Source organism: Aeromonas sp. 603757 (assembly GCF_049171255.1).
Taxonomy (GTDB): domain Bacteria; phylum Pseudomonadota; class Gammaproteobacteria; order Enterobacterales; family Aeromonadaceae; genus Aeromonas; species Aeromonas veronii_A.
This window is the reverse complement of the sequence record NZ_JAAKOE010000005.1, coordinates 66,516-83,073: the sequence shown is the minus strand read 5'-3', so window position 1 is coordinate 83,073 and position 16,558 is coordinate 66,516. Positions and strand designations below refer to the sequence as shown.

Sequence of the window (16,558 nt, the reverse complement as noted above, 5' to 3'; positions counted from 1 at the left end):
ATCACCATGTCTGAACAAACCATCACTCCGGAAGTCGACCAAACTCTCGAACTCAACAACGAGATGACCGAGCGTCGTTCCAAGCTGGCCGCCCTGCGCGCCCAGGGTAATCCTTTCCCCAACGACTTCCGTCGCGACAGCCTCTCTGGCGATCTGCACGCAGAGTTCGACGACAAAAGCGCCGAGGAGCTGACGAGCCTGGGTAAACGGGTGAAGATTGCCGGTCGCATCATGACCCGCCGGATCATGGGCAAGGCTTCTTTCGCCACCCTGCAGGACATGGCCGGCAAGATCCAGGTCTACGTCACCCGTGACGACCTGCCGGAAGGTTTCTACAACGAGCAGTTCAAGAAGTGGGATCTGGGCGACATCGTGGGTGTCGAAGGTACCCTGTTCAAGACCCAGACCGGTGAGCTCTCCGTTCACGTTTCCGATATCCGCCTGCTGACCAAGGCGCTGCGTCCGCTGCCCGAGAAGCACAAAGGCCTGACCGACCAGGAAGCTCGCTGCCGCCAGCGCTACCTGGATCTGATCGCCAACGAAGAGTCCCGCAAGACCTTCATGATCCGCACCCAGGTGGTTGCCGGTATCCGCAAGTTCTTCAACGAAAAGCGCTTCATGGAAGTGGAAACCCCGATGATGCAAGTCATCCCGGGTGGTGCCTCCGCGCGTCCGTTCGTCACTCACCACAATGCGCTGGACATCGACATGTACCTGCGTATCGCTCCGGAGCTCTATCTGAAGCGTCTGGTGGTCGGTGGTTTCGAGCGTGTCTACGAGATCAACCGCAACTTCCGTAACGAAGGTATCTCGGTTCGTCACAACCCCGAGTTCACCATGATCGAGTTCTACATGGCCTACGCCGACTACATCGATCTGATGGACCTGACCGAAGAGCTGCTGCGCACCCTGGCGCAAGACATTCTGGGCGACACCAAGATCCGTTACGCCAAAGAGGGCGAAGAGGGCCTGACCATCGATTTCGGTCAGCCGTTCCAGCGCCTCACCATGGTCGAGTCCATCCTGAAGTTCAACCCGGACGTAACTCTGGACGATCTGGCTACCCTGGAGAGCGCCAAGGCCGTTGCCAAGCGTCTGCACATCGAGCTGATGAAGGGATGGGAACTGGGCCACGTGATCACCGCGATCTTCGAAGAGACCGTGGAGCACATGCTGCTGCAACCGACCTTCATCACCGAGTACCCGGCTGCCGTTTCTCCGCTGGCTCGCCGCAACGACGTGAACCCGGACGTAACCGACCGCTTCGAATTCTTCATCGGTGGCCGCGAGCTGGCCAACGGCTTCTCCGAGCTGAACGATGCAGAAGATCAGGCCAAGCGCTTCCAGGATCAGGTTGATCAGAAAGAAGCTGGCGACGACGAAGCCATGTTCTACGACGCAGACTTCGTCACCGCACTGGAACACGGCCTGCCGCCGACGGCCGGTCAGGGTATCGGTATCGACCGTCTGGTCATGCTGTTCACCAACAGCCACACCATCCGTGACGTTATTCTGTTCCCTGCCCTGCGTCCGCAGAAATAAGGCCCGCAGAAGTTAGCTACATCCCTTGGGTCAATCCCAAGCGTGATAGCCCATAAAAACGCCCCGCGACTGCGGGGCGTTTTTCTATCTCCTTTACCGCCAAATCACTTTATAAATTCAATAATGGAATAAAGAAGATATTTTTATTCTTTGTTGTTATCCAAAACGCCCTTTAATCTGGCCAAAAATCAGACCATGGAAGACGCGTGTGATGCAATTGAAGGATTCCCCATTCAACCTCTCCCCCCTCTCTGACGAGCAGCAACGTCAGCTGGGCCAGGTACTCTCGACCCTCAATACCCAGCAACTGGCCTGGGTGAGCGGATATCTCTACGGCCTCTCCCAAGCGGGCGTCCAGCCCGTTGCGACCGCCGGCGCAGAAGTCGCGGCGCCCAGCGGCAGCCTGACCATTCTCTACGGCTCCCAGACCGGCAACGCCAAAGGTGTAGCCAGTGCCATCAAAGCGCAGGCCGAGGCCCGCGGTCTACCGGTCACCCTCGCATCGATGGCCGACTACAAACCCAAGCAGCTCAAGAAAGAGAGCCACCTGCTGGTGGTAGTGAGCACTTACGGGGAGGGTGAACCGCCGGAGAGCGCCGTCGACCTGTTCGAGCAGCTTAAAAAAGGCAAGATCGGCAAGCTGGACGGCCTCAAGTTCGCGGTGCTGGGGCTGGGTGACAGCTCCTACGAATTTTTCTGCCAAACCGGCAAAGATTTTGACAACTTCCTCGCCAGCGCTGGAGCCGAGCGCATTTATGAGCTCGCCAGCCTCGATGTGGATTATCAGGATGCCGCCAAGAGCTGGAGCGAACAGGCACTCAATGCCATTGCCGCGACCCTCTCCGCCGGTACGGCCAGCAGCAGCGTGACAAGCGCTGTGCAGCAGGCGGTTGGCCACAGCCAGTACAGCAAGGAGAATCCCTTCCCTGCCCGCCTGTCGGTCAATCAGAAGATCACCGGCCGGGATTCCACCAAGGATATCCGCCATATCGAGATCAATCTGACCGACTCCGGCCTCACCTATCAGCCGGGAGATGCCCTCGGTGTCTGGTTCGACAATGACGCCGAACTGGTGGGCGAACTGCTGGCCCTGACCGGCCTCTCTGGTGATGAAGCCACGGCCCACGGCACCTTGCGCGCCGCCCTGACCAGTCACTTCGAACTGACCCGGCTGCACGGCGGCTTTATCACAGGACTCGCTGACATATCGGACAACGCGGCGCTGAAAGACTTGGCCGGTGACAAGGCCCAGGTCAATGCACTGGTGGCCTCCGCTCAGGTGGTGGATGTGCTGAAACGCTTCCCGACCGCGCTCACTGCCGAGCAGCTGGTTGGCCTGCTGCGCCCCCTCACCCCGCGCCTCTACTCCATCGCCTCCGCCCAGAGCGAAGTGGAAGAGGAGGTGCACCTGACCGTCGGTGTGGTACGTTACCCGCAGGAAGATGGCACTGTGCGCTCTGGCGCCGCCTCCTCCTATCTGGCGGATCGGCTGATTGAGGATGGCGAGGTGCGGGTATTCGTGGAGCACAACGACAACTTCCGCCTGCCCGCCAATCCCGACACACCCGTCATCATGGTGGGCCCAGGCACCGGCATCGCCCCGTTCCGCGCCTTTATGCAGGAGCGGGAAGCTCAGGGCGCGGAAGGCAAGAACTGGCTCTTCTTCGGCAACCCCCACTTTACCCAGGATTTCCTCTATCAGGTGGAGTGGCAGCGTTATGTGAAATCGGGGCTGCTGTCGAAGATCTCCCTGGCCTTCAGCCGGGATCAGGCCAACAAGATCTATGTGCAGGACCGCCTGCGCGAGGCCGGGCTTGAGCTCTATCAGTGGCTGGAAGCAGGTGCTCACTTCTATGTGTGTGGTGACGCCAACCAGATGGCCAAGGATGTGCAGGAGGCCCTGCTGGAAGTGATTGCCGAACACGGCCACAAGAGCCGTGAGGAAGCAGAAGAGTATTTGAGCGAATTGCGTCGTGCCAAACGTTATCAAAGGGATGTCTATTGATGAGCAAACAACCTCTTTCTCACCCAAAAGCGGGACCGGTCGAAGGGCCGCTGGCCGACAACGAGCGCCTCAAGCGCGAGAGCAACTTCCTGCGCGGCACCATAGAGCAAGATCTGCAGGACCCGCTCACCGGCGGCTTTAACGGCGACAACTTCCAGCTGATCCGCTTTCACGGCATGTACCAGCAGGATGACCGCGACATCCGCCCGGAGCGCGCCGCCCAGAAGCTGGAGCCGCTGCACAACGTCATGCTGCGTGCCCGCCTGCCGGGTGGGATCATCACCCCGGCCCAGTGGCAAATCATCGACAAGTTCGCCGAAGAGCACAGCCTGTACGGCAGCATCCGCCTTACCACCCGACAGACCTTCCAGTTCCACGGGGTATTGAAGCGCGACATCAAGCTGATGCACCAGACCCTCAACAGCACCGGCATCGACTCCATCGCCACCGCAGGCGATGTAAACCGCAACGTGCTCTGCACCAGCAACCCGGTGGAGTCCGAGCTGCATCAGGAGGCCTACGAGTGGGCCAAGAAGATCTCCGAGCACCTGCTGCCCAAGACCCACGCCTACGTGGAGATCTGGCTGGACGGCGAGAAGCTGGGGGGTGACGAAGAGCCGATCCTGGGTTCCAACTACCTGCCGCGCAAGTTCAAGACCACTGTGGTGATCCCGCCTCACAACGACGTGGATATCCACGCCAACGATCTCAACTTCGTGGCCATTGCCGAGCATGGCAAGCTGGTTGGCTTCAACGTGCTGGTGGGCGGGGGCCTCGCCATGACCCACGGCGACACCAGCACCTACCCGCGCAAGGCGAGCGACTTTGGCTTTATTCCGCTCTCCCACGTGCTGGAGGTGGCGGCCGCCGTGGTCAGCACCCAGCGCGACTGGGGCAACCGGGTCAACCGCAAGAACGCCAAGACCAAGTACACCCTCGAGCGCGTCGGTGTCGAGGCCTTCAAGGCCGAGGTGGAGAGCCGCGCCGGCATCCAGTTCGGGCCGGTTCGCCCCTATGAGTTCACCAGCCGGGGCGATCGCTTCGGTTGGGTCGAGGGGATCGACGGCAAGCACCACCTCACCCTGTTTATCGAGAATGGCCGCCTGCTGGACTTCCCGGGCAAGCCGCTCAAAACCGGCATGCTGGAGATCGCCAAGGTGCATCAGGGGGATTTTCGCCTGACCGCCAACCAGAACCTGATCATCGCCGGGGTACCTGCCAGCGAGAAGGCCCGCATCGAGGGGCTGGCGCGCCAGTACGGCCTGCTGGATGACGGCGTGAGCGAGCAGCGCAAGCAGTCCATGGCTTGTGTGGCCCTGCCCACCTGCCCGCTGGCGATGGCCGAGGCGGAGCGCATGCTGCCAGCGTTTGTCACCGACATCGAGGGCTTGCTCACCAAGCATGGGCTGGCGGATGACGCCATCATCTTCCGGGTCACCGGCTGCCCCAACGGCTGCGGCCGCGCCATGCTGGCGGAAGTGGGTCTGGTGGGCAAGGCGCCCGGCCGCTACAACCTCCATCTGGGGGGCAATCTGGAGGGGACCCGCATTCCGCGCCTCTATCAGGAGAACATCACCGAGCCGCAGATTTTGGCCGAACTCGACGTGCTTATCGGCCGCTGGGCCAAAGATCGCCACGCTGGCGAGTGCTTCGGTGACTTCGTCATTCGCGCCGGCATCATAGCCCCGGTCATCGACTCCGCGAGGGACTTCTATGCCGCTTAATCAGCCGCTTAATGTCACTGAAGATGGCCGCCTTGACCTGCAGGCGCTGCTGGCCCTCGGCCGTGAGGAGCAAGTCGAGGCACTCGCGCCCCTCAACCGGGAGCTGGATACCATGAGTGCCCCCGAGCGGGTGCGCTGGGCCCTGGCCAATCTGCCGGGGGAGCATGTGCTCTCATCCAGTTTCGGCATTCAGGCGGCGCTGATGCTCCATCTGGTAAGCCGCGAGCGGGCCGACGTGCCCGTGGTGCTGACCGATACCGGTTATCTGTTCCCCGAAACCTACCGTTTCATCGACGAGCTGACCGAGCGCCTCGCGCTCAACCTGAAGATCTACCGGGCCGAGCTCAGCCCAGCCTGGCAGGAGGCGCGATTTGGCCTCTTGTGGGAGCAGGGCGTGGAGGGGATCACCCGCTACAACCAGCTCAACAAGGTGGAGCCGATGGACCGCGCCCTGCGTGAGCTGGGGGCCCAGACTTGGTTCTCCGGCCTGCGCCGGGAGCAGTCTGGCAGCCGTGGCAAGCTGCCGGTGCTGGGCATCCAGCGCGGCCGCTTCAAGTTCCTGCCGGTGATCGACTGGAGCAACAAGGATGTCTTCTACTACTTCAAAGAGTTCGACCTCCCCTACCACCCGCTGTGGGAGCAGGGTTATCTCTCGGTGGGCGATGTCCACACCACCGCCAAGTGGGAGCCGGGCATGAGCGAGGAGCAGACCCGCTTCTTCGGCCTCAAGCGCGAATGCGGTTTGCACGAGGAAAATGGCGAGAACGACGGCTCAGGCATCTAATTCCGTCTTGAAAACCCAACAGAACAACAAGGGCATCCGAAGATGCCCTTGTTGTTATTTGCCCATTAGCATTCGTCCGTCAGCGGCGCTGCCAGGTCTCGAAGCTATAGGGATGCGGGTTCTTCTCATCGGCAGGATGGCTCTCGCACTCAATCCGTTGCCACTGGCCATCGTCAAAAGCGGGGAAGCGGGTATCCCCCTCCACCGCCAGATCGATGCGGGTCAGGTAGAGACAATCCGCGCTCGGCAACATCTCGGCATAGAGATGACCACCACCGATCACCATCAACTCCTCCACCGAGCTGCCTGCCAACAGCGCCAGCGCCGCCTCGACGGAGCCCACCACCTCAATGCCCTCAGCCTGATAGTCGGGATTGCGGCTGATCACCAGATTGCGCCGTCCGGGCAGCGGTCGACCGATGGATTCAAAGGTCTTGCGCCCCATCAATACCGTTTTACCGAGGGTGACACGCTTGAAGTGGGCCAGATCGGCAGGCAGATGCCAGGGCATCTGGTTGTCCTTGCCGATCACCCTGTCGTGGGCCATGGCGGCAATCATGGAAATCTTCATGGGGCCTCTCACCGTCTGTCAGATTATGGGGCGGTTACGGTACACGACCAGAGAGGGGATCGCCAAACCGAAACTGAGGGCACCGACGATAAAGAGCGCCTTGAGGCCGTTCTCCACCGCACTCTGGATCAACTCCATGGTCACGCCGTTGATGTTGAGCTCTACCACCGCAATCATGGTCTTGAAGGCATAACTGCCCGGGATCATCGGAATGATGGAGGCAACGCTGAACACCGGACGCGGCGCCAGCAGACGGCGCGACCAATAGACGCAGACAAAGCCGACCGTGGTCGCTGCCGCCAGCGTCGCCCACTCGATGGGCATGCCGTAGTGGATCAGCAGGGTACGCAAGCTGTGGGCCAGTGCGCCGCCCATGGCGCAATACTTCAGCATCCGTGGCGGCACGTTGAACAGCATGGCAAACCCCACCGCTGGAATGGAGGACCAGAAGGCATCCTTGGCCAGTAGCCAGAGCAAATCCATCATACTTTCCACCCCCAGATCCCGGTGACCGACATGGCCAAAATGATACCTATGGCAGCGCTGATGGTCAGCAGGGTCGCGGTCCCCCAGCGGGCCAGCCCCATGTTGAAGTAGCCCTTCACCATGTCGGAGACGGCATTGATCAGCGGAAAGCCCGGCACCAGCAGCAGCACGCTGGCCGCCATGGCGAGATAGGGCTGGTCACCCCAGTTAAAGAAGGTGGCGCTGGAGGAGAGCAAGGTGGCAATAAAGCCGGTGGCGGCAAAGTTGATGAGCGGGCTGTGGTGATGGCGGGCCATCAGCTGGCGCACCCGCATCGCCACGGCAGACGAGAAACAGGTCACCAGGAAGATGGGCCAGTCACCGCCAAACAGCAGGCTGAAGGCGCCGCAAGAGAGCCCTACCATGGGGACCACCAGCCAGGGGTGATAGTGAAAGGGGGCGATGGCCTCGAGCCGCTGGCGCACTTCACGGGCACCGATCAGCTCTTTCTCCGCCATGATGCAGATCCGCTGGATCTCGCACACCACCTGCATGTTGATGCCATGCTCGCGCACCCGCCGAGTGGTGGTGACACAGCTGCCCTGATAGAGACTGGTGAGCACAATGGCGCTCGACGAGATAGCCATTTCGACACTCTCCAACCCCAGCGCCATCCCCAGTCGCACCGTGGTCTGTTCGATGATCCGGCTCTCCGCCCCGAACTGGGCCAACAACTGACCCACCTTGACGATAATGCGGGTGATCTCTGTCTGTTGCTCCCGCGACAACACCCGTCTTGGTGTGATACTTCTCATAATCCCTTCGAGTCGTAGCAATAAAAATTTCGGCCATATTAGCCTAACTTTTACCGTTATTCATCCACCTCAATCACAACCTGACTAATAATTTATTACAAGAAGGATAAAAGAGATTACATCACAAATACATTACGACCAACATTAAAAACCATAACAATCAGGTCGTCAGCAATTCCCTTTATTATGACCTCACCGATTTGGCTGAAATATCAACCAAGGAGTTTCTTGCAGATTATTTACGACGTCGATAGTCCGCCAGACGGATTATTTTACCACTGCCATCGTTTTCAGGCGGAGGCTCTCCCTCTTCTCTGAACTGGATCATTTCGCTGCGCATCAGATAAAAGGATTCCCGCATCATGTTGGCAATCCGGATACAGCTGTCTAGATTGTTTTTAGCCAGCCGACGCTGACCATCAATCTTGAACTGCAATCCGCGCAGACGGCGCTGCTGATCGGGGCTCGCACGGGCCATCAACTGGTCGATCTGCTGCTCCAGGATCGCATCCAGCCGGGAAGGCTCTCTCGCGGCCAACTCCTTCAGGGTGTCAAAATCAGGCAACTCCATATGCCCTCCTTGGCGACTATTGCTGGCAACACACTGCGGTACCACACCATCACGTCCCAGCCATATGAATCTGTATATACGACGCGGCTAAAAAGGGTTCAATCCATCCACTGGGGACTAAACCGGACAATGGTCACTACGAGGGTGTCTATCTATTTTAATTGTGTTTGGAAACAAGCGATTGTTTTTAATTCAGGCGAGATAAACACTTATACATTTTAGGTTGTGATTTTCTGTTTTTTATTGCAAATAAAAATCCGGGTGGCCTTATTTTGCTTCATTCGACACTTTATTCTTCCCTCACCGACCCGCGTCATCTCCTGACGGTTTAACATATCCCACTGATTATGTTATTTTAATTGCCACTTTTATCGGACATTCAAGAGCAGACCATGAGCAAGGCAAAAATCGGTATCGTCACCGTCAGCGATCGCGCCAGCGCGGGTATCTATGAAGACCTCTCCGGCAAGGCCATCATCGACACCCTGAACGCCTATCTGACCTCGGAGTGGGAACCTGTCTATCAGGTGATCCCCGATGAACAGGATCAGATTGAAGCGACCCTGATCCGGCTGGCGGATGAAGAGCAGTGTTGTCTCATCGTCACCACAGGCGGCACCGGCCCGGCCAAGCGGGATGTCACGCCGGAAGCGACCGAAGCGGTGTGTGATCGCATGATGCCGGGCTTTGGCGAGCTGATGCGGGCCGAATCCCTCAAGTTTGTGCCGACCGCCATTCTGTCGCGCCAGACAGCCGGACTGCGCGACGACACCCTGATCGTCAATCTGCCGGGCAAGCCCAAATCGATCCGCGAGTGTCTGGATGCAGTATTCCCCGCCATCCCCTACTGCATCGATTTGATGGAAGGGCCGTATCTCGAGTGCGATGAAACTGTCATCAAGCCATTTCGGCCGAAAAAATAGCAAAGCCGACCATAAAAAATAATGGCGAGCCACGGCTCGCCATTATTTTTAGCTCATCTGTTCGTGCAGACAAAATGCATCGATTATTTACGGCCGAATACTTTTACGCCCGCTTTGCTGCGCTCTGAATTACCGTACACTTCGATCTTTTTCACACAACGACGCGAACCCAGTGATTTCCACTCGGTCTCTTTATCACTGCTCATCTCCCGATCGAAGCGAATGGTTTTGGTACGATCACCACCATAGGTCACCACCACCCGATCCAGGGTCAAATCACGTTCCGCCTTCACCTTGATATATTTGGTCTGACGGCAAATCACCAAAGGAATTGTCGCACCATGATCACCGGCCCCCAGCAAAATAGTCCGCCCCAGCGTGAACTGATCATCGCCAGCATGGCTGGCTGACGCCACCACCAGCAAGACACCACCCAGCAGGGTGCGCGCGGAAAAACGGGAATTCCAGATAGACATCAGGGACATAACACCTCCAATAAAAAACGGAGTGCAATAATACGGACCGAACCATAACGGAAGCTGTACCCGAACGCGCATTTGCGGCGAAAGAGGGGCGATTGCCTGAGAAAATGGAGGAATTTGCCGGTAAAAATGTGAAGGGCCGCATATTGCGGCCCTGACTGCATATGAGCGCTCAACGCTCCATGATCTGGGTCACATCTTCTTTATTGATCATCACCTCACGCCCTTCATGATCGTAATAGCGATACATACCGGTACTCTCGTCCAGCTTGGGCTTGCTCTCTGTGGTGATCATCTTGCCATCCTTGGTGCTCATGATGTATTGGGAGCTGCATGCTACCAGCCCCAGGGCGCACACCAGGATCATCATCAGTTTTTTCATAGGCGCACTCTTCTCCTTTCACCCTCACCACGAGGGTGTCATATCCAGCCTACTCCAATCCGGCAGGCAGTCGGAAACTTGCACAATAAAGTGAGATCACCATCAAAAATCAGTTACTTGCGACCACCCGGTTTGCCACTGCTACCGGTACCGGAACCACAGCCAAGTGCCAGCCGATCTGCCGCGACTCTGGCCTGCACCAGACCATAGCCATAGCTGTTGTCCCGTCCGACAGCCCCCAGATCCTGGGCGCTGCTGCGCAGGGTCTGGCGCAGTTGATCATTGCTGCACTCCAGCCGCTGTGACCAGGCCAGGGTGGCGACCCCGACCACATGAGGGGTCGCCATCGAGGTACCGCTGTAGCTGGCGTAACCACTCGGCACGGTCGACAGCACAGCAACACCGGGGGCCGCCAGCTCCACCTGATCGTTGCGTTGCGAGAAATAAGCCAACTGCTTGCTGCCATCGATAGCAGCCACGCTCACCACACTGCTGTAAGAGGCGGGATAGGACTTGCTGGTGTTGCCCGCATTGCCCGCCGCCGCCACACTCAACACATTCTGGCTGTAAGCCTGATTGAACGCCTGCTCTTCCGTCTTGCTGGGCACATTGCCCCCTAGGCTCATGTTGATGACCATGCGAGTAAAGCCACGACTGCTCATCCCCTGCTTGCAGGCATTGAGAGCCCCCACCAGGTTGGAGGTATAGGCCCAGCCGTTGGCGCCAAACACCTTGATGATGTGCAGCGGGACACTCTGATTCGGCAAGACACCGACCACGCCCATGTCGTTCCCCCCAATGGCGGCTATGGTGCCTGCCACGTGGGTGCCGTGACCGTTTTCGTCACTGCTCCAGCTGCCTGTACCTGCGTTGTCACTACCCTGCACCTGCGCCCCATGGGGCAGATCCGGGTGATTGCCGCTATAGCCAGAGTCAATGATACACACCAGCACCTCTCCGGCCATACCATCGCTCAGTTGTGGCGCCTGTACCATGGGAATGCCATAAGGCAGGGTCTCGGCACTGGCATAACGCTTGGCATCCGGCTCCACCCACAGCACGTTGGGGTTGCGCGCCAGCGCTGTCGCTGCAGCAGCTGGCAACCAGAGCGCCAGCGCATGCTGCTCGGGCAGTTGCAGGGCCAGCTCGCCCCCCATCCCTTTGCTTTGGGCCAGCACAGCGGCCTCCGCCCCCGGCTTGAGTTGCACCAGATAACGAGCCCGTTCGGCAGCCATTACCCCCTGTGTCAGTACGCCTGCCACCAGCAGGCCTGTCCATATCCGTCTCATCAGTCACTCCTTCCATCGACCTGATAGCCACCAGCAAAGTGTAGTGGCAGGCTGGCGCAGGCCCGAGCGGATACAAAAAGGCCGGACATCTGTCCGGCCTCTTCTTTGAAGCGCAAGAGCGCAATCATGACTTGGCGGGCTGGCGCTCACCGGTCACGGTCGGGTTCTTGGGATCGGAACTCCACTCATACCAACCGCCGTCGTAGACGCTGATCCGTTTCCAGTCCATCAGCCAGGCGTAGAAGAAGGCCTCGGAGGCGCGCCAGCCGGTACCGCAGTAGAATGCGGCCTGCTGAGTTGGCTCGATATTCCACTGCTCCCACATGGCGAGGATCTCGCGGGCCGGCTTCATGGTGCCGTCCGGGTTGTGGAAGTCGCTCATGCTGTTGGCATCCACCCCACCGTGACCCCACTTGGCCCCCGGAATATCGCCCTTCGGCTTGATGTAGCTGTAACCTGAGGTGTTGCCGACAAACTCGTCCCAGGTACGCACGCTGACCAGTGCGCTATCGGGCTGCTTGAGCAGCTCTTTTGCCTGACTTAACGTGGTGTAGTACTCGGGGTGAGCGGGAATGGCCACGCCAAACTCCTTCACCGGCTCATATTTGTTGGGCAGACCGGTTTCGGTGCGCAGGTGCTGGATAAACCAGGCATCCAGACCACCGTCCAGCAGGCGTACATCTTCCACCCCCGCATACATCATCAGGTGCGCGGCACGGGCGGCCGCCATGGTGTTGCGACCGTAAAGGATCACTGTGGTGTCGTGACGGATGCCGTTATCCAGCAGCAGCTTCTTGAGCGCTTCGTCAGAGACCTTGTTCCACAGCGGCTCCTCTTCGAGGCTGTTGGTATCGATATAACCGGCCCCCGGGATGTGGCTGATGAGGTAGGCCTTGGGTGAACCCCAATCCACTTCAAACAGCTTCCAGTCGCCCTTGGGCGCCGCGGCAACTGGCTTGCCCTCTTGCAGATCCGCCAACCAGCGCGGATAGACCAGCTGCTGCCAGCGTGCCAGCGACTCGCGCGGTGCGGCTTGCCACCCTTGCAGCTCGAACAGCTGCTTGATCCCCTGCTTGCGCAGCAGACGGGCCACCTCGGCCACTTCGCGGGACGCACCGTAGAGGGCAACCGGACGATCGGCCTTCAGTCCCTTGATCTCGAGCGCCTTTGGCCACTCTTCATCGCTGTATTTCCACTCGGCTGAGAGGTTCTCGGCGCCCGCCACATGGCCGCCCTGCTTCTCCCCTTCCATCGGCCACCCCTGATAGAAGTAGCTGGCGCGGGTATCCAGGATGACCGCCTGTTTGGCCTTGGCATCGGCCAGCGAAAGCGGTGGCAACTCCCCAGCCACGGCGGGCAGGGCACACCAGAGCAGTAAGGTCGCCAGCGCGGCCTGCAGGAAGCGAAGATGTCGTTTCATGGTGATTTCTCGATTCATAGTGAACAAGGTTAAAAAATGGAGCGACCCAGCCGCTCGGCCAGCAGCTCCAGCGCCGCCGTGCCCGCCAGCGAGTTACCGGCTTTGTTGAGCTCGGGCGACCAGACACAGACGCAGAGCTCGCCCGGGATCAGGGCGATGATACCGCCGCCGACACCCGATTTGCCCGGCATGCCGACCCGATAGGCAAAATCGCCCGCCTCGTCATAAAGGCCGCAGGTGGCGAGCAGGGCGTTGACCTGCTTGGTGGTGCGGGCTGGCAACAGTGGCACGCTCTCGCCCAGTGGCACACCACGGTTGGCCAGATAGATGAATGCCCGCGCCAGATCGACGCAGCTCATGCGAATGGCACAGGCATTGAAGTAGCTTTGCAGCACCTTGTCCACTTCGTTTTCGAAGTTGCCATAGGCCTTCATCAGATAGGCGATGGCGGCGTTGCGGGCAGAGTGCTGATATTCGGAGCGGGCGACCACCTGATCCGCCATGATGGCCGGATTGCCGGAAAGACGGCGCACCAGCTCGAGGGTACGCTGACGGGGCGCAGTGAGGCGGGTCTCCAGCAGATCGCTCACTACCAGCGCCCCGGCATTGATAAAGGGGTTGCGGGGGATCCCCTGCTCGAACTCGAGCTGAACCAGCGAGTTGAAGGGCTGGCCGGAGGGCTCCTTGCCAACCCGGGCCCAAATCTCCTCCTCCTGATAGAGGGTGAGTGCCAGGGTCAGGCTCAGGGCCTTGGAGATACTCTGGATGGAGAAGGGTTCAAAAGCGTCACCGGCGGTGAACAGCTCCCCCTCGACGGTACAGACTGCGATACCAAGCCGATCGGCCGGTACCTGAGCCAGTGCCGGAATGTAGTCGGCCACCTTGCCTTGTCCCAGCAACGGGCGCACCTCTTCAAGGATGCTGGCCAGTAATTCGGATGACAACACCATAAGCAATAAGCGATTCCATGACTAAAACAGCGGTGGAGATCCCATCCCCACTGACAAAAATCCCGCCAGCGGCGGGATTTTTCAGTTACCCACAACAAGGCGCCAGATGCGGCAGCCTTGTATCAGGCCGGTTCACCGTACCAGAGGTCGAACAGCTCGGTAACGACCACGGCTTCCATCCCCTTGCCTTCCAGCCAGGATTTGACGGCAGCGCGGTCTTCTTCGGTACACTTGCCCAGTTGCTGGGTGCAGATCATCCCTTCCCAGGCCAGGTGACCGGAGCCGGCAAAAGCCAGTTTACGGGGTTCAACAACCTCATCGATCATCGCATCGACTACCGCATCGATGGTCTCTTCGGCAGTGCCGACCGGGAAGTTGAAACTGATGTCGAAACCCATTTCCTGGAATTCATCGACGCGCAGTTTCTTGCGCAGGCGGCGGCTACGATTGGCCATGATAGCTCCTCAAGTTAGTTGATACGCTAGGTGTGTTGACGTGCCAGCTTAGCTGACACGCTTGAAAATCAGATCCCAAACCCCGTGGCCGAGACGGTGGCCACGTTGTTCAAATTTGGTCAGCGGACGCCAGTCCGGACGAGGCACCCAGTTGCCGGTGGCAGAGGTGTTCTCGTAACCCTCGGCGGCGCTCATCACTTCCAGCATGTGCTCGGCATAGTTTTCCCAGTCGGTCGCCATGTGGAACATGCCACCGATGGCCAGCTTCTGGCGAATATCCTGGGCAAACGCAGGCTGTACAATGCGACGCTTGTGGTGACGGCTCTTGTGCCAGGGATCCGGGAAGAAGAGCTGCAGGCAGGAGAGTGAGCCGTTCGGGATCATGTGCTCCAGCACCTCGACCGCATCGTGGCAGATCACCTTCAGATTGGTGACGCCCGCTTCCTGAGCGGTACCCAGACAGGCGCCCACGCCCGGGGAGTGCACTTCAATGCCGATGAAGTTTTTCTCGGGGGCATTCTTGGCCATCTCCACCAGAGAGGCGCCCATGCCAAAGCCGATCTCCAGCACCACAGGTGCTTCACGGCCAAACAGTGCGACCAGATCGAGCTGCTTTGGCTCGAAATCGATGCCCATGACCGGCCAGAGCTCTTCCAGGGCCTTCTCCTGCCCTTTGGTCAGGCGGCCTTCGCGACGGACAAAGCTGCGGATCTTGCGCATGAACTTGCCGTCTTCGTTAAATACATCTTGGGTCACAGGCATAATGGTCTCGTTATTTCATCAATCCGGGTAATACATCTTGTGTCCGATCCCTAGCGGGACCGCTCGCGGCTCGGCATTTCATCGACCCGCGAAAACAGGGGAGCGAATTATCCCAAGATAGGCCCAAGGCGCAAGTGTTTCGCGAAACAAATCCCTCATCTCTCTCCATTTCATTGACAACAGTTGACAAATGCCGACCCGTTCACAGAATCGGTCACGCGTCGAGTACATGCTGCCTGCGCAAATAAAACCATACACAACAAAGGATTGCAGTATGAAATACAGAGCATTGGCGTTTGCCATCACCACTTTGCTTGCGGGATGCGACACATCAACAAATAACTCACAAACCCCTGCTGCCGCCGAGCAGGCCTATGAGTATCTGGTGCAGTTGAGCTCAACCGCAGAAGGGATTGGCGCGCGCCCCACGGGGACAGAGGCAGAAACTCGTGCCGCGGCATGGATCCAGGACCATCTGACCGGTTGGGGCTACGATGTGCAACGCCAACCCTTCACCTACACCAAAAGCGGCGCCAGTAAAAACTCCCAAAACCTGATCGCTGAGCTCAAGGGCACAAGTGACAAGGTGATCCTGATCGGCGCCCACTACGACAGTACGGGCGACAAGAAAGGTTCTGAAGGAGCCACCGACAACGGCGCTGGCGTCGCAGCCCTACTGGCAGTGGCTGAGGCGCTTAAAGGACAAACCTTGCCATACACGGTTCGCTTTGCATTCTTCGGGGCGGAGGAGAACGGTCTCAACGGCTCCAAAGCCTATGCCGCCAGCCTCGACAGCACCGCCGTCGCCAAGCTGCTGGCGATGGTGAACTACGACACCATCGCCGGGGGCGACATCGTCTACGTCCACTCAGCCCACTCGGACGTCGCCGAATACAACTGCACAGATCCGAGCCGCTACAGCTTCGATCCCAAGGTGCGGGATCGCCTGCTTACCCTCTCCAAACAGACTGCGACCCCGTTTGCCATTCATCCCAGCTACAGCGGTTATCCGGAAGGGGAGACTGGCAGCTGGTCAGATCACGCTCCCTTTGCCTGCCTGGGGGTGCCGATCGCCTACGTTGAAGCGACCAACTTCACCATCAACGGCGCTGATGGCTATGACGGCTACTCCCAAAGCACCAATCCAGCGCTGTGGGACTGCTATGACGCCACCACCAAGAGCGCCTGCGATCGTGACAGCGAAACCCAGTGGGGAAAAATCTGGCACACCCAGTACGACCGCCTCGACAAGATGGCGGAACTATTCCCAGGCAGAGTAGAAAGCCAACTTGGCGCCAACACCGACCTGATGATCCGCTTCCTCAAGGAACCGGGTTTGTAAGGTCAGTTGCTTGTCCACAAAACAAGATCGCCCTAACTCATTTCAATTCATGGGAGCCACACGGGCAGGTAAAATT

The 16,558-nt window shown here is 58.9% G+C and carries 17 protein-coding genes; 6 read left to right on the top strand and 11 right to left on the bottom strand.

Annotated elements, in window-relative coordinates; translation table 11 throughout:
* Positions 1-6: 6 nt before the first annotated feature.
* The 4 genes from lysS to G5332_RS06585 all read left to right on the top strand — a co-directional run bounded on the left by lysS (position 7) and on the right by G5332_RS06585 (position 6,055).
* The gene (gene lysS / locus G5332_RS06600; protein WP_005335201.1) at positions 7-1,542 is read left to right on the top strand and encodes a lysine--tRNA ligase; all 1,536 of its coding nucleotides are present in this window, start codon (positions 7-9) and stop codon (positions 1,540-1,542) included.
* Positions 1,543-1,753: 211 nt separating this feature from the next.
* Positions 1,754-3,547, top strand: coding sequence for an assimilatory sulfite reductase (NADPH) flavoprotein subunit (locus G5332_RS06595; protein ID WP_421172126.1), 1,794 nt, complete (start codon positions 1,754-1,756; stop codon positions 3,545-3,547).
* Positions 3,547-5,271: an assimilatory sulfite reductase (NADPH) hemoprotein subunit gene (cysI, locus tag G5332_RS06590; RefSeq protein ID WP_421172127.1), complete on the top strand. Its 1,725-nt coding sequence runs from the start codon at positions 3,547-3,549 to the stop codon at positions 5,269-5,271. Before G5332_RS06595 ends, cysI begins: the two co-directional genes overlap by 1 nt.
* Positions 5,261-6,055, top strand: coding sequence for a phosphoadenylyl-sulfate reductase (locus tag G5332_RS06585; RefSeq protein WP_115521878.1), 795 nt, complete (start codon positions 5,261-5,263; stop codon positions 6,053-6,055). Before cysI ends, G5332_RS06585 begins: the two co-directional genes overlap by 11 nt.
* Positions 6,056-6,134: 79 nt before the next feature.
* Here G5332_RS06585 and folA read toward each other — a convergent pair whose 3' ends face one another.
* The 4 genes from folA to G5332_RS06565 form a co-directional block, all read right to left on the bottom strand.
* Complete coding sequence (folA, locus tag G5332_RS06580; RefSeq protein ID WP_421249385.1) at positions 6,135-6,626, bottom strand: type 3 dihydrofolate reductase; 492 nt, start codon at positions 6,624-6,626, stop codon at positions 6,135-6,137.
* Between the two features lie 18 nt (positions 6,627-6,644).
* On the bottom strand, positions 6,645-7,112 hold the full coding sequence (locus G5332_RS06575; RefSeq protein WP_026035076.1) for a threonine/serine exporter family protein: 468 nt from the start codon (positions 7,110-7,112) through the stop codon (positions 6,645-6,647).
* Positions 7,109-7,906 carry a threonine/serine exporter family protein gene (locus G5332_RS06570; RefSeq protein WP_421258059.1) on the bottom strand — a complete coding sequence of 266 codons (798 nt, stop codon included), beginning with the start codon at positions 7,904-7,906 and terminating at the stop codon, positions 7,109-7,111. Before G5332_RS06570 ends, G5332_RS06575 begins: the two co-directional genes overlap by 4 nt.
* Positions 7,907-8,141: 235 nt before the next feature.
* Positions 8,142-8,477 (bottom strand): DUF3135 domain-containing protein, encoded by a 336-nt coding sequence (locus G5332_RS06565; protein ID WP_421205075.1) that lies wholly within the window; start codon positions 8,475-8,477, stop codon positions 8,142-8,144.
* 392 nt (positions 8,478-8,869) lie between these two features.
* Here G5332_RS06565 and mog point away from each other — a divergent pair, with 392 nt between their 5' ends.
* Positions 8,870-9,400, top strand: a complete 531-nt coding sequence (gene mog / locus G5332_RS06560) for a molybdopterin adenylyltransferase (protein WP_005354170.1) — start codon at positions 8,870-8,872, stop codon at positions 9,398-9,400.
* Positions 9,401-9,483: 83 nt separating this feature from the next.
* On the opposite strand, the gene G5332_RS06555 is transcribed toward mog, so the two are convergent.
* From G5332_RS06555 to trmB, 7 genes are all read right to left on the bottom strand, one after another.
* Positions 9,484-9,885 carry a DUF2541 family protein gene (locus G5332_RS06555; protein ID WP_129503427.1) on the bottom strand — a complete coding sequence of 134 codons (402 nt, stop codon included), beginning with the start codon at positions 9,883-9,885 and terminating at the stop codon, positions 9,484-9,486.
* Positions 9,886-10,054: 169 nt separating this feature from the next.
* Positions 10,055-10,264: a YgdI/YgdR family lipoprotein gene (locus tag G5332_RS06550; protein WP_129503426.1), complete on the bottom strand. Its 210-nt coding sequence runs from the start codon at positions 10,262-10,264 to the stop codon at positions 10,055-10,057.
* Positions 10,265-10,377: 113 nt separating this feature from the next.
* On the bottom strand, positions 10,378-11,553 hold the full coding sequence (locus G5332_RS06545; protein ID WP_421208820.1) for a S8 family peptidase: 1,176 nt from the start codon (positions 11,551-11,553) through the stop codon (positions 10,378-10,380).
* A 124-nt stretch (positions 11,554-11,677) separates the two neighbouring features.
* Positions 11,678-12,973 carry a sulfurtransferase gene (locus tag G5332_RS06540; protein ID WP_139730845.1) on the bottom strand — a complete coding sequence of 432 codons (1,296 nt, stop codon included), beginning with the start codon at positions 12,971-12,973 and terminating at the stop codon, positions 11,678-11,680.
* A gap of 29 nt (positions 12,974-13,002) precedes the next feature.
* Positions 13,003-13,923: a glutaminase B gene (glsB, locus tag G5332_RS06535; RefSeq protein WP_005348151.1), complete on the bottom strand. Its 921-nt coding sequence runs from the start codon at positions 13,921-13,923 to the stop codon at positions 13,003-13,005.
* Between the two features lie 122 nt (positions 13,924-14,045).
* On the bottom strand, positions 14,046-14,378 hold the full coding sequence (locus tag G5332_RS06530; RefSeq protein WP_005348158.1) for a YggL family protein: 333 nt from the start codon (positions 14,376-14,378) through the stop codon (positions 14,046-14,048).
* A gap of 48 nt (positions 14,379-14,426) precedes the next feature.
* A complete protein-coding gene (gene trmB / locus G5332_RS06525) occupies positions 14,427-15,140 on the bottom strand; it encodes a tRNA (guanosine(46)-N7)-methyltransferase TrmB (RefSeq protein ID WP_144714313.1) in 714 nt (237 codons plus the stop codon).
* A 274-nt stretch (positions 15,141-15,414) separates the two neighbouring features.
* Here trmB and G5332_RS06520 point away from each other — a divergent pair, with 274 nt between their 5' ends.
* On the top strand, positions 15,415-16,482 hold the full coding sequence (locus G5332_RS06520; RefSeq protein ID WP_216953001.1) for a M28 family metallopeptidase: 1,068 nt from the start codon (positions 15,415-15,417) through the stop codon (positions 16,480-16,482).
* Positions 16,483-16,558: the final 76 nt, after the last annotated feature.

What these genes read in the sequence shown, in the direction of transcription:
- lysS (WP_005335201.1), top strand. Translation starts at nt 7, where the DNA reads ATGTCTGAACAAACCATCACTCCGGAAGTCGACCAAACTCTCGAACTC.
- G5332_RS06595 (WP_421172126.1), top strand. Translation starts at nt 1,754, where the DNA reads ATGCAATTGAAGGATTCCCCATTCAACCTCTCCCCCCTCTCTGACGAG.
- cysI (WP_421172127.1), top strand. Translation starts at nt 3,547, where the DNA reads ATGAGCAAACAACCTCTTTCTCACCCAAAAGCGGGACCGGTCGAAGGG.
- G5332_RS06585 (WP_115521878.1), top strand. Translation starts at nt 5,261, where the DNA reads ATGCCGCTTAATCAGCCGCTTAATGTCACTGAAGATGGCCGCCTTGAC.
- folA (WP_421249385.1), bottom strand. Translation starts at nt 6,626, where the DNA reads ATGAAGATTTCCATGATTGCCGCCATGGCCCACGACAGGGTGATCGGC.
- G5332_RS06575 (WP_026035076.1), bottom strand. Translation starts at nt 7,112, where the DNA reads ATGATGGATTTGCTCTGGCTACTGGCCAAGGATGCCTTCTGGTCCTCC.
- G5332_RS06570 (WP_421258059.1), bottom strand. Translation starts at nt 7,906, where the DNA reads ATGAGAAGTATCACACCAAGACGGGTGTTGTCGCGGGAGCAACAGACA.
- G5332_RS06565 (WP_421205075.1), bottom strand. Translation starts at nt 8,477, where the DNA reads ATGGAGTTGCCTGATTTTGACACCCTGAAGGAGTTGGCCGCGAGAGAG.
- mog (WP_005354170.1), top strand. Translation starts at nt 8,870, where the DNA reads ATGAGCAAGGCAAAAATCGGTATCGTCACCGTCAGCGATCGCGCCAGC.
- G5332_RS06555 (WP_129503427.1), bottom strand. Translation starts at nt 9,885, where the DNA reads ATGTCCCTGATGTCTATCTGGAATTCCCGTTTTTCCGCGCGCACCCTG.
- G5332_RS06550 (WP_129503426.1), bottom strand. Translation starts at nt 10,264, where the DNA reads ATGAAAAAACTGATGATGATCCTGGTGTGCGCCCTGGGGCTGGTAGCA.
- G5332_RS06545 (WP_421208820.1), bottom strand. Translation starts at nt 11,553, where the DNA reads ATGAGACGGATATGGACAGGCCTGCTGGTGGCAGGCGTACTGACACAG.
- G5332_RS06540 (WP_139730845.1), bottom strand. Translation starts at nt 12,973, where the DNA reads ATGAAACGACATCTTCGCTTCCTGCAGGCCGCGCTGGCGACCTTACTG.
- glsB (WP_005348151.1), bottom strand. Translation starts at nt 13,923, where the DNA reads ATGGTGTTGTCATCCGAATTACTGGCCAGCATCCTTGAAGAGGTGCGC.
- G5332_RS06530 (WP_005348158.1), bottom strand. Translation starts at nt 14,378, where the DNA reads ATGGCCAATCGTAGCCGCCGCCTGCGCAAGAAACTGCGCGTCGATGAA.
- trmB (WP_144714313.1), bottom strand. Translation starts at nt 15,140, where the DNA reads ATGCCTGTGACCCAAGATGTATTTAACGAAGACGGCAAGTTCATGCGC.
- G5332_RS06520 (WP_216953001.1), top strand. Translation starts at nt 15,415, where the DNA reads ATGAAATACAGAGCATTGGCGTTTGCCATCACCACTTTGCTTGCGGGA.